Here is a 14,467-nt window from a genome sequence, read left to right on the forward strand (position 1 = left end):
CGGCTCGTGTCGCGAGGAGACCGAGCAGGGTCAGACGGCGAGTGCCTCCTTCGCCGTGGAAGTGGACTCGGGGTCGTACCGGCGCAGGCCCACCAGGACGAGTGCGCAGACGGCGACCACCATGGCGGCACCGACGTAGAGTTGCGTCGCGGAGGCACCTGTGTCCTTGAGCATGCCGGCGATGGTCGGGGACAGGATGGCGCCGATGCGTCCCATCCCGAGTGCCCAACCCATGCCGACGCTGCGGAGGTTGGCCGGGTAGAGCGGCGGGCCGACGGTGTACGCGCCGGCGACGCAGCCGTTGATCAGAGCACCGACGACGACGCCGATGCCGAACCCGAGCCACAGAGCCGAGGTGCTCACGATGAAGACGATCATCATCGCGGCCGAGAGCAGGGAGAACCCGATCAGCACCACCCGCGGCGTACGTACCCGGGCGGCGACGCCGTAAAGGACCGAGCCGACCGTGCCGCCGATTGAGATTGCCATCCCGGCGGTCACCGCCGCGCTCTCGGAGAGGCCCTCTTCGACCAGGAGTGTGGGGGTCCAGCTGTTGACGAAGTAGAAGCCGAACATGATCGTGATGAAGATGAGCCAGAGCAGGATCGTCGGGGTCAGTAGTTGCTTGAGCCATCCAGAGCCGGCCCGTTCGGTGTCCACCCTGGTGGCGGCCGCCTGGTCGAGGTCGGTGTCCGTGACGGCCTCCATCCGCATCCGGGCCAGTGTCCGGTTGACCCGCTCCAACGCGCCGCTTGGACGGCGCTGCTCGAGGAAGGCGACCGACTCGGGCAGGATGACGGCGATCACGATCAGGGCGAGCAGGGTCCCGACACCGCCGGCGTAGAAGACGATCCGCCAGTCGCCGCCCAGGGTGGCCTTCGCGACCAGGCTTGCCGCGGTGGCGCCGACTCCGTAGCCGGCGGTGTAGATGCCGATGGCGAGGCCGCGGTTCCTGGCGTTGGAGAACTCGCTGACGATCACGTTGGTGCTGGCCAGGATGCCACCGACACCGATGCCGGTGATGAAGCGGAAGGCGCCCATCGCGGTCACCGACGGTGCCGTCGCCGCGCCGAACATGCCGATTGTGCCGAGGGTGAGGCTGATCAGGATCAGCGGGCGCCGGCCGATGAGGTCGGCGAAGGGGGCGAGCAGCATCGAGCCGATCGCCATCCCGATCAGGCCGACCGACACCAGCAGGCCGAACTCCGAGCCGCTGAGCGCGAACTCCTCGGTGACCGACGGCCCGGTGAAGGCGACCGCCATGACGTCGAAGCCGTCCAGGCAGTTCATGAAGGTGCAGAGGGCGACGATCAGCCATTGGTAGCCGCTCATCGGTGCCTGCGAGATGCGTGCGGTGATCATGGGTGTCCAGGTGGTGAGGGATCCGTGCGGACCCGGTGGTGCACCGGCTCAGGTGAGGCGGAGGGAGAGGACAGCGGGACCGTCCGAGCCGCTGTCGGATGTCACTGCTCGGGAGACGCAGAGGCACAGCCTGTTCGAGCGTTCCTTCTGGGACTCGCTCAGGAAGACGTCGCGGTGGTCGATGGTGCCGGTGGAGTCGACCACCTTCGCCAGACACAGCCCGCACTCGCCCTTGCGGCAGTCCGAGAGCGTGTCGACCCCGGCTGCCTCGAGGGCGTCGAGGATCGAAGTGTTGGGTGCGACGGTGATCTCCCGGTCGAGGTCGGGGAGGCGTACCAGGAACTCCTCGGCCGGGTACCGGCCGCTGGAACCGAATGTCTCGAAGCGCAGGTTGGTCGCCGGCAGGTCGTGCTCGGCCCAGCTCCGCGAGATGGCGTTCATGAGCCCGATCGGGCCGCACATGTAGAGCTCGGTGCCCGCGGCGGCGGGTGTCCGGGCGAGACCGGCGACGAGGTCGTCGACCGCCAGCGAGGTGCCCTCGTCGTCGACGTGGATGCGGACGCGGTCGCCGTGCTCGGCGACCAGGTCGTCGAGGTACGCCATCACGGCGCGGTTGCGACCGACGAGCACAAGCTGGTAGTCGGCACCGCGCCGGCGCAGCGCGGAGGCCATGGCCACCAGCGCGGTGACGCCGATGCCGCCGGCGACGAGTACGTAGCGGGTGGCGCCGACCGCGAGCGGGAAGTTCTGCAGCGGCCCGGTGACGGTCAGGTCGTCCCCGACCCGCAGTCGGTGCATCGCCGCCGAGCCACCTGACGAGGTGGGGGAGAGCCGTACGCTGAGCGTCAGCCGGCGGCCGCCGTCCTCGGAGCGCACTACGGAATAGGAACGCAACCGGCGGGTGCCGTCCCCGAGCTCGATGTCGATGTGCGTGCCGGGCGCGGCGGGCTCGGGCTGTTCGGGGGCCAGGACGATGCGGCGGATACCGTCGGCGACGTCGGAGACCTCGACCACCCGGGCCCGCTGCCAGCGGGTCTGTGTCTGCACCGCCATCTCAGACCTCCTGACCGGCGGCCGGCGCGGAGGAGGGGCGTCCCTCGGCCGTGAGCATGCGTTCGAGGATCTGGCGTACCCACATTCCGCCGGCGTCGATGTTGAGGCTGTAGAACTCGTGCTCGGGGTTGGTGTCGATGGCGCGCTGCTGGGCGTGCAGCATCTCCTCGTCCTCACCGAAGACCCCGTGCACCGCCTGGCGCAGTTGGGTGGTGATGGTTTGGCTGTCCAGGCAGTAGTTGCGCATGAATGCCCAGAAGTAGTGGGAGGTGCGGCCGGTCTCAGGGGTGATCGTGTTCATCACGTACCCGTTGACGCCCTGGCTGCGATCCCCCTCGGGGGCACCGGTACCCGCCTTCGCCACACCGACATCGATACGGATCGTGCCCGGCGCCTCGAACTTGATGATCTGCCAGCGGTCGACCTTGCCGGAGAAGCCCGGGAACTTGTCCCGCATGTTCTTCAGCCAGAACGGCGGGGCGTCGATGTCGCGCATCCACCGGGTGACGGTCACCGTGTTGCCCTCATGCGTCACGTCGAACTCGGCCTCGGACAGCTCCTCCTGGCCGATGCTCGAGGAATGCACGAACTCCTCGTGGGTGAGGTCCATGAGGTTGTCGAGGATGAGCTGGTAGTTGCAGTCGGCGTGGATCGTCTCGCCGTCGCCGGCCCAGGCCGGGTCGTCCATCTGGTGCATGTCGGGCACCGTGGTCGGATCGGCCAGATCCGGATCGCCGACCCAGACCCAGACGTACCGGTAACGTTCGACGACGGGGTAGGAGGGGACCACCGCGCTGGGGTTGATCGTCTCCTGCGCGGGCATCCCGGTGCAGCGACCGGTCGCGTTGTAGCGCAGACCGTGGTACGGGCACTGCAGCTCGTCGCCCAGGATCTTGCCCTTCGACAGCGGCCCGAGCCGGTGCCAGCAGGCGTCCGCGAGAGCGACCGCGCGGCCCTCGGTGTTGCGCCACAACGCCAGCGGCACGCCGGCGACCGTACGGGCCAGCGGCTGCTTGCCGGTGACCTCGTGGTCCCAGGCGGCGACGTACCAGGCGTTGCGGGGGTGGTTGAAGATCTTCGCGGCAGCGGTGGTCAGCGGCGCGGTGTCCGTGGAGAGGGAGGCGGTGCGGGGCATGAGAACTCCCTATGGAGAGAGGTATGTGTTGTGCCGGCCACAAACTAACTATGGATATAGTTAGTTGGCAATAGTCGGTAGCCGGAGAAATCCGGAGGGGGATGTGCTGTGTCGCTGCGTTACGCGCTGATCGCGCTGCTCACCGGTCGTCCGATGACCGGATACGACATCTCGAAGAGCTTCAGTCGCTCGGTGGCCCATGTCTGGCACGCCCCGGACTCGCAGATCTATCCCGAGCTCAACCGGATGGAGCGCGACGGGCTGCTCACCTCGGTCGAGGTGCCCTGGGGCAAGAAGGGGACGAAGAAGGAGTACCACGTCACCGATGCCGGCCTCGCCGACTTCCGGGAGTGGATGGGGTCCCCACTGATGCCTCAGCGGCAGCGCGACCCGGCGTACCTGAAGGCGGCCTACTTCGACTTCGCCGAGCCGGCGTCGGTGCGTGAGCAGCTCCGGCAACAGCAGGCGTACTGGGAGGAGCAGTTGAGCATGCTCGAAGGCACCCGGGCCGCGCTCGTCGACCGCACCCATCCCACCCTGGCGGCCCGCCTGTCCAAGCTGACCGAGCGCGAGGCCGAGTTCGCGGTGCGCTACAAGGTGTACGCCTACGACGGCCTCATCGCCCGCGCCCGCACCGAGCTGGCCTGGATCGCGGACGGGTTCGCGCTCGTCGACGAGCTGTACGACTCCTGAGTCCATTGCCGAGCTGTCGTTTCGGCCCCGCCTACGGACAGCCGGCCCTTCCCGGCTGTGCCCTCGTGCGGGAAGAGCCAGGCAGAAGCGTGCGTCACCCGCACCCCGCGTCCGCCCGGCAGCGGTTGATTCGACGCACCCAGGAAGGAGAACGCGCGCACCGGCAGGCCGGCATCATCCTTGAACGGCTGGAGAAGCAGCTCGACGAGCGCATCGGCGTCGTTGGCCCGGGCGGCCCGTTTGACCGCCACAGCGGTGTCGGTCTCGGCCTGGATGCCCGGCGCGGTCAGGGACAGCACCTCCATGTCGATGCCGAGTTCGTCCATCTGGGGCAGGCGTACGTCAGTGAAGTCGAGCAGGCGTCGCATGGCGGTGTCCCACTGGGGTGGGTCAGACAGAGCTGCGGCGGGTTCGCTGTAGTGGGCCAGGGCGGCGGTGGTGAAGTGCTCTTCGATCGCGGTCTTCTTCATGAGGGGTTCTCCGTCTGATGGGGTCGGGACCGGCGGGAACAGGCGAGAGAGCGGTGAAGGTGGCGGCGGGGGAGCGGGCGTACGTGCTCAGCCGCCTGCGGCGCCGTCGGCCGTGCCGATGGGAGCGGAGCGGTCGTCCGGCGTGGGGCGGGTTGACCGACCGGGCGAGTGGGCACGGCGATCGCTGCCGTGGCGCCGACGACGGCGGTGGCGGCGAAGAAGTAGAAATTCCATTCCAGCCCGGTCTTCGCGTCGTCCTCGGTCAGCCACGGCCAGTGCGGTGTGGTGAAGTTGAGGTTGAACAGCCACGGCGCGTCGTGGCTGCGGCCCAGTTCCGCAGCCAGCGCGTCGAGCTTGCCGACGTTGCCACCGGCGAGGGTGAGTCGAACTCCCAGGGCGTTCAGGGCGCGTGCTGCCGCACTGCCGAGGGCGCCGGTGGCACCGGTGATGACAATCGAACGCCCGTGAATTGTGAAGCGGGGGAGAGGAGAAACAGCAGGAGCGAGTGCCACGAGAACCCCTAGGTTCCGTGGTGTGAATCAATCATGCCGGAATGCGGTTCAACGTAGGGGTGGTTCAGCTCATGGTCAATGGGCCGTGCGTAATCCGCTGCCCCCGTGGCTCGAGACTGCTGTCGCCGACAAGTGCTGCTCGCGGGCGGTCCGGTTCCCGGGGATCACCGCGGGCGGCCCGGAATGGCGTTTTCGTCCGTGGCAGGCGACGGCACAGCTGGATGAGTGCTCCCACTGCCCTGTGTGGGCGTGCGCCTGACCTTCGAGGTGATGACGTATATCCCAGGCCCAGTAACCGTTCTCCCCGGACTCCCGCCTGCGCCGACAGGCGGTTGGTGCTGTCGGCTGTGAAGGCGGTGTTCCCGATGACCTGGGCTCCGTGACGTCCCTCCTGTGCGCAGTAGGCGTACAGCGGGTTTTGGCCCGCCCGGTTCCCTGCTGTTCAGAACGGGAATCCCCGCGCCGTGTCTCGTGACACCCGTAATGCCCCTGCCTCGCTCGGGTGGTACCTCCGCCGGGCCGTCTTCGCGCTCCGGCAGCCGAATGCTGGGCGCCGGCATTTCCGCCGCCGTATCACTGCTGTGCAGCCTCGCCGCCGGCGCCACCGCGCTGATCGCCGCCCGCGTGGTGCAGGGTGCCGGGGCGGCGGTAGCGGTCCCGCAGAACGCCGGGGCGCCGGAGCCGACACTCGACACCGATCGCCGGCACGCGCGTCAAGGGTGGGAGAAGGGGGCACCTCACGCGGGACACCCTCTCAGGGCGGGCGCCTCCGGGGGCTGTAGGGATCATCCGGCGGCGGGTTGGCGGCGCCGTGCCAGCTGCATGCGGAACGCTGTGGCGACCCGCTTGCCGAGGAGGATACCCGCCAGTCCGCCCAGGCTCAGGAGGGGCGGCGCGGGTGCAGCGACGTCCAGGGCCCAGAAGGCTGCGCCCATCACTGTCCCGGCCGGGAGGGAGACTCCCGGCCGGCGCGCGAACGCCGCCGCACGGGCCCTGCGTGCTGCGGTCACAGAGCCCCCAGGGCGGCCTGGCTCAGCAGCATGCCGAGCAGGCCGCACAGTGCGACGGGCGGGGGAGCGGGGGCTTTCACCCACAGCGCCACGTACAGAACGCCAACCACCATCCCGGCCAGCAGCACTCTTACGTATGCCATCAGGACCAGCTCCCGCTGCTCCGCCGATGCCTGGGCAGACCGCGCCAGGTTGCCGAGGAGTCACTCGAAACTGCCGCCGTGGCCGGCCGCCGCGCCGACGGCCCTGCTGCGGCCGCCCCCCGCCGGGCTACCGTCCTCCATGCCCTTCGTGACGAGGCAGAGCCTGCCCGGCTCGCCGGGGATACACGAGTGCAATCGGCAGAAGCGGGTGAACTCGACGGGCATGACGGACCTCCGGCACTGAGCGAGGCGTGTCAGGTCACCTGACGCTTCGCAGTGGCTGTGGTGCGAGGTGTCGCTGTCGGTCGGCAAATCCGGGTCGCTCCACGCCTCTGCCCGGCGCCAGGCGGGGCAGAGGCGTGTTGGGCGGTCTGTACTGATCACTCGGTAGTCGGGTGGTGCCGCCAGCAGGCCCAGTTGGCCAGCATGTACCCGATCGGTTCTGGCGTCTCTCCGGGTGTTAAAGCCCCTCGCCATCGGCCGAGATGTGGCGCATCAGGCGGTCCAGGTGCGAGCGCATCACGGCGATCAGGTCGAAGGAACGCCCGCTGGCCAGCCACTGGACCCGCAGCCCGGCATCGAGCGCCGCGCACTCCCGGGCGATGCACTCATGATCAAGGCCCGCTTTGAGCTCACCCGACGCGGCGCCGGCGCGCAGGCGGTCCGCGAGTTCCCGCACGCCTTTCTCCTGCCATCGGGAGAAGAAGTCGTGCGCGGGGTGGTCGGGAGCGGTGGCCTCGGCGCCCACTACGACGGCGACTTCGAGGATTCCCGGCATGGTGAGGATTCCGGCGGTGTCGTCCAGGTGGCAGCGGAAGGCGTCCCGTACCGAGTCGGACACGCGTGCCCACTGCTCGTCGAGCTGCTTGTGCCAGTACTGCACCACAGCCAGCAGCAGCTGCTGCTTGTCGCGGAAGTGATGGAGCAGCCCGGCGTCGGTGATGCCGGCGTCGCGGGCGACACGGGCCAGTGAGGTCTTGCGGTAACCGTCCTGGCCGAAGCGCAGCAGCGCAGCCTCGAGGATCTGGTTGCGCCTGGCCAGCCCTGTTGTGTAGCCGCCGCGCGGCCCGCGTGGTGTCCCCATGTGCACAACCGTACCGAGTGTCATCGCCGGCTTCCGCGAGAGTGTCGCTGCCGCATGACGGGAGACCTTGACGCACCCAGTCATGTGACGTGCGTCACTCTATCAATGCCTAGCGTCCACTAAGTATTAGACCCATCATCATCCGAAAGCGAGGGAACGTTTCGCGCCTGTGGCCAGATGTGAGCCCTGGTTGACGGCCTGCCGTTCCACGCACGAACCCGACCCTCCCTGTTCGCGAAAGGAGCGGCTTCATGACACCCACGTCTGCCAGCCCCTCGCTCGACGCAGCTTCGTCCGACGACACCGCGAGATGGACCCCGCGACTGGTCGCCGTACTCGTCGCGCTCATCTGGCCGACCCAGCTCCTGGCCGCCGCCGGCATCCTGGGCGCCAATGCCACCGCCAGTGTGGCGCAGAGCTTCCACACCACGCATGTGGCCTGGTTCGGTCTGACCGTCGTTCTCGTCTCGACGTTGCTGACGCCGTTCGTGATGAAACTGGGTGACCGGTACGGCAAGAAGCGGCTCATGCTCGTGATGACCGGGCTGGGGGTCCTCGGCGACGTCATCGCCGCGATGGCGGGCAGTTTCTGGCTTCTGCTGGCCGGACGGGCCGTCGCTGGCTGTTACGGCCCGTTCGCCGCCCTTTCCTTCCCCGCCGTACGAGACACCTTCCCCGCCCGGCTGGTGAAGCCCGCCAGCGCCATCCTGGGCAGCAGCGTCGGCCTGGTCGCCCTGGCCGCGCCGTTCCTCGCCGGCTGGCTGGTCGACGGCTGGGGCTACAAGGGCGTGATGTGGTTCCTCGCCGCCGCCTCCGCCGCCGGCTTCGCGCTGATCGCCCTCCTGGTACCCCACACCCCACGGCACGACTTCCGGCCCGGCTTCGACTGGCTCGGCGGTCTGGTCCTCGGAGGGGGCCTGACCGCGGTCGTCTACGCGGTCGGCCAGGGACAGAGCTGGGGGTGGGCCGACGCCAAAACCTTCGGCTGGCTCGCCGTCGGCCTGACCGCACTGGTCGTCTTCTTCTTCGTGGAACGCTCCAGCGCCCACCCCATCCTGGACCTGAAGGTACTCAGCCGCCGCCCGGTCGCCCTGGTCCTCGTCAGCGGTGGGCTCGCGCAGGCCGTCGCGTACACCATGCCGGGCATGGCGATCCTGCTCGCCCTCTACCCGCACATCCCCGGGGTCTCCGCCGGTCTCGGGTGGACCGCACAGCACAACGCCGTCGTCAGCGTGACCTGGAACGTGGTCATGTTCGGTACCGGAATCGTCGCCAGCCGCCTCCTGCGCACCGTCGACGCCCGGCTGATCTGGTGGGCGGGGCTGGCTCTGATGGCGGTCGGCTACGGCCTGGTGGGCTTCTTCCACGCCAACGAGACCGAACTCATCCTCACTTCGTGCCTGGCCAACCTCGGCTCCGGCCTCGTCGTCGCGGGAGCTCCGGCGCTGGTCGTCGGCGTGGTGTCCAAGGACGAGCAGGGGCTGGGCAGCGGCATGCTCAACATGGGCATCAACTTCTTCGGCGCCATCGTCACCGCCCTGTCGTTCGCCGCCCTCGCGACACACAGCACCGTCGTGGACGGCACCGCCTTCTACCAGGACGGCGGTTACGCCTGGCTCTTCTGGACCGGAGCGCTGCTCACCGCGCTGACCCTGGCGATCTCACTGCTCATCCCGCCACTGCGGGACCCCGCAGAGACCGACGCAGCCCCCGCCACCTAGCCGCCCACGGCCGCAGCCCACCAGCACCTCAGCGGCATGCAGAGGTGCTGGTGGGCGGCGAGCTGTGCGTACGTCCACTGCGCGTCGCCACGGCCACCGACTGGTACTGCAACCGTGTTTGATGTGGCGGTGGTTCAGTTTGCGGGCTGTGGCCTCGTCGTTTGTAGTGGCTGATGCGTGCTCGGTGCTGTGCCTGTCGTCGCCATCTGGACCAGTGCAGGACCTGGGTGATCGGTGGGAGGAGCCGTGCTGTGAGGTGGGCGGTCAGGCGGCGGATCTCGGGCGGGCTCAGCGGGACAAGGTGCTGTTCACCGGCTCTTGTTCCACGGCTTCTGTTACGCCGAGACCCAACTGGCCCGGCGAATTCGTCCCAGGGGCCGCCTCCGCCATGGTCCTGCGACCTACGCGAGACCGGCTGGTGCGGGTCCTCCGACCTTTTGCTGAACCGAAGAGTGAAGGCGCGGGCCGGACGCTGGCCGAACGGGGCGGCTGCCGACCACTCGGGCTGGTCTGGTCCCACTTGGCGGGGAAGAGATCCTGGATCTGTAGCAGCGCGTGCTCCTCCTGGCCGCAGACACCGGACACGGACACGGACACGGACACGGACACGGACACGGACACGGACACGGACACGGACACGGACACGGACACGGACACGGAGTGAAGGGCGGCCGGGCTCGCCGGCCCGATCGCCCACAGCCTCCCCTCCGACCCGTGGTCGATGGCGCCCTTGTCTCACAGGCCCCTCTGAATGCGCTCGTCGCGGGAGGAGGAGCCGACAGGAAACTCGTCCTCAGGGCCACCGGCCGCGATTCGCCAGGTGCTGCACGCCTTGCGGGACCGGCTCACCACGGCGACACCGGTCCGGACTTTCACCGGGCTGGGCAAAACGAGCCCGTGCCACCGCGTACGTCGCCGATCATCCCGGGGTGGGCACGGCCGACCTGTCTGCCAGTACGTCACGGGCCGCGCGTACCGCCGTCGCCCGGGCGCGCGGCACCGTACCCACCTGGCTGCCTCGACACCGAGAGGGTCACCGTCGTCGCCGGCGCAGACCCGCGCCGGACCCTTGCCGCCGAGGTCCACGGCGTGGCCGTCGCCTTCGTCCGCGGCGAGCCGGGCTGGGAGCCTTGAGCCGACGGCGCCCCGGCCGCCCGGGTCTTCGACACCTGCTCCTCCGACACTGCCGACGGTTACGCCGATGGGCGCTCCCTGCCGGGCGTCGCCGCATCGTAACGCCGCCGCCCCTGCCACCACCGGGCGGTGTGGGCGAGGCTCTCCCAGCAGGTGTTCGGAAGCACGACCTGTTCGGCACTCATGCCCTCAGCCTGCCGCCGCAGCCGAACATGCACAGCCCGCACCGTATCCCTGGGCTTCCCGGAGCGGGTCAGGTCCGGCTGTCGGCGGGCGTACCTCGGTAGTTCCGCACGACGTCCGCGTACGTCTTCGCACTCGGCTTCGGACGGCGCTGGAACGTTTCGCGGTCGACCTCGTGAAGCCCGAGCTGGGCCCCGTACCCGAAGATCCACTCGAAGTTGTCCATGAGCGTCCAGTGGCAGTAGCCGACGACGGGAGTACCCGCGCCGATTTCGACCGCGAGCCCATGGACCGCGGCGGGAACGAAGGCGGCGCGTTGTGCGTCGTCCGGGGTCTGGATGCCGTGCTCGGTCACGAGGACCGGCACCCCTGCCACCTCGTGGGCGTAGCGCACTGCGCCGGCGAGTGAGCCGGGCGCGATGGCCGTGCCCATGCCGTTGAGCTCGCCGTCGGCCGTCACCTCGCCGTCGGGGCCGTGCACGACGCGCTCGTAGTTCTGTACGCCGATGAAGTCGTCGTTGCGGGCCTCGCGCAGCCAGTGTTCGTAGACCGCAGCGCGCTTGGCGTCCCGGCTTTCTTCGCCGCCGGGGAGCGCCACTTCGTCGGCGATGGCGATGGAGACGCCGACGGGCAGGTCGCCGCGACGGGCCTTGATTGCGTCGCGGGCGGTGCGGTGGGCACGGGTGAACGCCTCCTGGAACTCGTCCTGCCGGTGGGCGGGGATGACGTTCGCGCTGGCGTAGGTGTCGCTTCCGGCGGCCTGTGCGGCGGCCGCGAGCATCTGCGTCTTGAGGGTCTCCGCCTCGGCCGGGAGCTTCGCGCCCGCCTGGAGCAACTGCTCCAGATTGGGTTCGTTGAGGGTGACGCCGTACGCGATGCGGTCGCCGAAGCGGGCCATGACCCGGTCGCACTGCTCGGCGAACCGTGCCGGAGCGTCGGCGGCGGTCCAGGAACCGGCCGCCGCGAACCAGTGCGGTGCGGTGAAGTGGCTGAACGTCACGAGGGGTGCCAGACCGCGTTCGAGGCAGCCGTCGACCTTGCGCTCGTAGTGGTCGAGGGCCTCGGGGGAGACAACACCGCGCTCGGGTTCGACGCGGGCCCATTCGACGGAGAACCGGAAGGCGTTGAGTCCGAGTCCGGCGGCCAGGTCGAGGTCCGTCTCCCACTGCTGGTAGCCCCGGCACGCCGGTCCGCTCGGTTCGCGGAACAGTGAGGGCTTGGTGTGTTCCAGGAACCAGGTGTCGCTGGCGCTGTTGTGGCCCTCGTTCTGGTGCCCTGCGGTGGCGACGCCCCACAGGAAGGTGTCGGGCAGGCTGGTGTGTGTCATGTGTGCTCCTTGCACTGAGCCGGTGATCCGGTCAGCGGGTCGTCCTGAGCCGATCCGGCGGATGTCACCGTGCGGTTGTGGGAAAGGGGATCCAGAAGGAGCGTCGGCCGGGTCCGATCTCCATGGGCTTTGTGCCCGGCAGTTCGACCAGTGCGGTGACGTCGGGTGGTACGAGGAGGTCGACGTGCAGCGTGCTGCCTTCGCAACGCCATCCGATCTCGGCACGGCCGTACGGCGTGTCGTGCTTCGCCCGGGCCCAGGTCAGGCCGCCTCCGGGGCGGGGACGGATCAGCAGCCGCCGATAGCCCGGCTCGGCGGGGGCCAGACCGGCGACGGTGCGGTGGATCCAGTCGGCGACCGCGCCGAGCGCGTAGTGGTTGAAGGAGGTCATCTCGCCGGGGTTGACGCTGCCGTCGGGAAGCATGCTGTTCCAGCGTTCCCAGACGGTTGTGGCGCCCATGTCGATCTGGTGGAGCCACGAGGGAGAGGACCGCTGGGTCAGCATCCGGTAGGCGGTTTCCACGTGCCCGGTGTCGGTCAGCGCGTCGCACACCAGGGGTGTGCCGAGGAAGCCGGTGCCGATGCGGTGCCCGCGCTCGGCCACCAGGCCGGCCAGCCGACGTCCGGCCTCCGCGCGGTCGGCGTTGTCCTCCAGCAGCCGGAAGCACAGGGCGAGGGCGTAGGCGGTCTGGGTCTCCTCCGTCAGGCGCCCACCTCCGGTGTGGAAACGGGCGCTGAAGGCGTCGCGGACCGCGTCGGCCAGGGCGTGGTAGTGCGCGGAGTCGTCCTCGTGCTCCAAGACCCCGGCGGTGCGGGCCAAGAGCCGAGCGGAGTGCGCGAAATACGCCGTGGCGACCAGGGTGGACGACGTCATCGCGCGGCTGGGATCGTCCGCCGGGGCGGTCGGATCCAGCCAGTCGCCGAACTGGAACCCCTCGCCCCAGATCCGGGCCGGCCCGGCGATCCGGTCGACGGCGTCGACCCAGGCACGCATCGAGGGGTACTGGGTGCGCAGCACCTCGGTGTCGCCGTAGCGCTCGTACAGCACCCAGGGGACGATGACGGCGGCGTCGCACCAACCGGCCATCGGCGGGTTGCCGGGCGGCATGGGCACCGGCGTGATCACCGGGATGTCGGGGCTGAACACCGGGGGTACGCGGTGTTCGTCGTCGCTCTGGTCGGCGGCGAGATCGCGCAGCCAGGAGCGCAGGAAGTCACGGACGTCGTAGAGGAAGGCGGCGGTGGGGGCGAAGACCTGGACGTCGCCGGTCCAGCCGAGGCGCTCGTCGCGTTGCGGGCAGTCGGTGGGTACGTCGACGAAGTTGCCGCGCATCCCCCACACCACGTTCTCGTGCAGGCGGTTCAGGGAGGCGTCCGAGCAGGAGAACCAGCCCGTGCGGCGCAGGTCGCTGTGCAGGACCACGGCCGTGATGTCGGCGGGGTCGAGGTCGCCGGGCCAGCCCTCGACTTCGGCGTAGCGGAAGCCGTGGAAGGTGAAGCGGGGTTCCCACTCCTCGCCCGCCGGGTTGCCGCGCAGCACGTAGCGGTCGGTGGCGGTGGCGTGCCGCAGCGGACGGGTGCAGAGTTCACCGTCCTGCAGCACCTCGGCATGGCGGAGGATGACCGTACGGCCGGCCTTGCCGCGGACGCGGATGCGCAGTCGCCCGACGAGGTTCTGGCCGAAGTCGAGGATGATCCGGCCGGTGGGCGAGGTGGTCACGGAGACGGGTGCGACGCATTCGATGCGGCGCACCGGCGGGCTGTCGGCCGGGAAGAGAACGGTGGTGTCGAAGTCCAGGATCTCCACCGGCTGCCACGCCGAGTCGTCGAAGCCGGCCTCGCTGAAGCCGGCCTGCTCGCGGCGGGCGTCGTACTCCTCACCCTCGTACAGACCGGCGGTGAGTACGGGCCCGGGCCTCCAGCGCCAGCCGTCTCCGGTGCCGACGGTGTCGGCGGAGCCGTCGGCGTACTCGATGCGCAGTTCGGCGAGGAGTCCGGTGTGCTCGCCGTAGATGTCCCGGGTGCCGCCGTTGAAGCCGAGCAGGCCCCGGTACCAGCCGTCGGCCAGATGGGCGCCCCAGGCGTTGCGGCCATCGCGGACCAGGGCTGTGACGTCGAAGGACTGGTATCGGTGGCGATGGCGGTAGCTCGTCCAGCCAGGGGCCAGGACGTGGTCGCCCACCACGGTTCCGTTGAGCTCCAGCTCGTAGACGCCGAGGGCGGTGACGAGGAGCTGTGCCGATCGTACTGCTGCCCGCGTGGTGAACTCGCCACGCAGCAGCGCGGCGGGGCGGGCGCCGCCTTCGGTGGGGGCGGGGCCGGAGAGGCGGGGGCTGACGACGCGTGCGGTCGGGGTCCAGTGGTGGAGCATGGCGGCCATCATGCGGCTAATGCCTAGCGAAAGCTAGGTATTCGGTGTTGTGGCGTACGTCACGAGAGGGGCCTGTAAGGCGGCGAGCCACAGACGCACGCCACAGGCAGGCGCGGGGAACTGCGCGATCAGCCACAGGCAACCAGCAGTGCACGAGAGGCACAAAGGACCTTTACGGCCCTACAGTGAGCTGTTTTCAACCTGGCTGCAGCGCAGAGATGTTGGTGGGAGAGGGCGGTACGGAACAACGAAGCTCCTGGTAGAGGGGT

At 69.4% G+C, this 14,467-nt stretch carries 14 protein-coding genes; 2 read left to right on the forward strand and 12 right to left on the reverse strand.

The features are described 5' to 3' along the window. Positions 1-30: 30 nt before the first annotated feature. The 3 genes from BN1555_RS35895 to BN1555_RS35905 are packed head-to-tail and all read right to left on the reverse strand — an operon-like array spanning position 31 to position 3,550. The gene (locus BN1555_RS35895) at positions 31-1,362 is read right to left on the reverse strand and encodes an MFS transporter (protein ID WP_093804138.1); all 1,332 of its coding nucleotides are present in this window, start codon (positions 1,360-1,362) and stop codon (positions 31-33) included. Between the two features lie 48 nt (positions 1,363-1,410). Further along, a complete protein-coding gene (locus BN1555_RS35900) occupies positions 1,411-2,415 on the reverse strand; it encodes a PDR/VanB family oxidoreductase (protein WP_093804139.1) in 1,005 nt (334 codons plus the stop codon). A 1-nt stretch (position 2,416) separates the two neighbouring features. After that, positions 2,417-3,550 (reverse strand): aromatic ring-hydroxylating dioxygenase subunit alpha, encoded by a 1,134-nt coding sequence (locus BN1555_RS35905; protein WP_093804140.1) that lies wholly within the window; start codon positions 3,548-3,550, stop codon positions 2,417-2,419. Between the two features lie 108 nt (positions 3,551-3,658). On the opposite strand from BN1555_RS35905, the gene BN1555_RS35910 reads away from it, so the two are divergent. After that, positions 3,659-4,243, forward strand: coding sequence for a PadR family transcriptional regulator (locus BN1555_RS35910; protein WP_093804141.1), 585 nt, complete (start codon positions 3,659-3,661; stop codon positions 4,241-4,243). Here the strand turns inward: BN1555_RS35910 and BN1555_RS41395 are convergent. The 6 genes from BN1555_RS41395 to BN1555_RS35940 form a co-directional block, all read right to left on the reverse strand. Next, positions 4,156-4,713 carry a hypothetical protein gene (locus tag BN1555_RS41395; RefSeq protein ID WP_176710357.1) on the reverse strand — a complete coding sequence of 186 codons (558 nt, stop codon included), beginning with the start codon at positions 4,711-4,713 and terminating at the stop codon, positions 4,156-4,158. The two genes, BN1555_RS35910 and BN1555_RS41395, sit on opposite strands and share 88 nt — an antisense overlap. Then, positions 4,710-5,225 (reverse strand): hypothetical protein, encoded by a 516-nt coding sequence (locus tag BN1555_RS39455; RefSeq protein ID WP_176710349.1) that lies wholly within the window; start codon positions 5,223-5,225, stop codon positions 4,710-4,712. The genes BN1555_RS41395 and BN1555_RS39455 overlap by 4 nt, the downstream gene beginning before the upstream one ends. Before the next feature lie 573 nt (positions 5,226-5,798). Then, the gene (locus tag BN1555_RS41130) at positions 5,799-5,933 is read right to left on the reverse strand and encodes a hypothetical protein (protein WP_255306536.1); all 135 of its coding nucleotides are present in this window, start codon (positions 5,931-5,933) and stop codon (positions 5,799-5,801) included. Between the two features lie 77 nt (positions 5,934-6,010). Next, positions 6,011-6,283 (reverse strand): DUF1427 family protein, encoded by a 273-nt coding sequence (locus BN1555_RS41840; protein WP_369689049.1) that lies wholly within the window; start codon positions 6,281-6,283, stop codon positions 6,011-6,013. Continuing rightward, complete coding sequence (locus BN1555_RS35935) at positions 6,232-6,378, reverse strand: DUF1427 family protein (protein WP_093804143.1); 147 nt, start codon at positions 6,376-6,378, stop codon at positions 6,232-6,234. The genes BN1555_RS41840 and BN1555_RS35935 overlap by 52 nt, the downstream gene beginning before the upstream one ends. Positions 6,379-6,838: 460 nt before the next feature. Next, positions 6,839-7,462 carry a TetR/AcrR family transcriptional regulator gene (locus BN1555_RS35940; protein WP_093804197.1) on the reverse strand — a complete coding sequence of 208 codons (624 nt, stop codon included), beginning with the start codon at positions 7,460-7,462 and terminating at the stop codon, positions 6,839-6,841. Positions 7,463-7,713: 251 nt separating this feature from the next. On the opposite strand from BN1555_RS35940, the gene BN1555_RS35945 reads away from it, so the two are divergent. Next, a complete protein-coding gene (locus tag BN1555_RS35945; RefSeq protein WP_093804144.1) occupies positions 7,714-9,183 on the forward strand; it encodes an MFS transporter in 1,470 nt (489 codons plus the stop codon). 1,193 nt (positions 9,184-10,376) lie between these two features. On the opposite strand, the gene BN1555_RS41135 is transcribed toward BN1555_RS35945, so the two are convergent. The 3 genes from BN1555_RS41135 to BN1555_RS35960 form a co-directional block, all read right to left on the reverse strand. Then, on the reverse strand, positions 10,377-10,502 hold the full coding sequence (locus BN1555_RS41135; protein ID WP_255306537.1) for a hypothetical protein: 126 nt from the start codon (positions 10,500-10,502) through the stop codon (positions 10,377-10,379). 68 nt (positions 10,503-10,570) lie between these two features. Further along, positions 10,571-11,827 carry a family 1 glycosylhydrolase gene (locus BN1555_RS35955; RefSeq protein ID WP_093804146.1) on the reverse strand — a complete coding sequence of 419 codons (1,257 nt, stop codon included), beginning with the start codon at positions 11,825-11,827 and terminating at the stop codon, positions 10,571-10,573. 64 nt (positions 11,828-11,891) lie between these two features. Next, positions 11,892-14,198 (reverse strand): glycoside hydrolase family 78 protein, encoded by a 2,307-nt coding sequence (locus BN1555_RS35960; RefSeq protein WP_093804198.1) that lies wholly within the window; start codon positions 14,196-14,198, stop codon positions 11,892-11,894. Between the last annotated feature and the right edge of the window lie 269 nt (positions 14,199-14,467).

It is taken from the genome of Streptomyces sp. Wb2n-11, assembly GCF_001049855.1.
Taxonomy (GTDB): domain Bacteria; phylum Actinomycetota; class Actinomycetes; order Streptomycetales; family Streptomycetaceae; genus Streptomyces; species Streptomyces altiplanensis.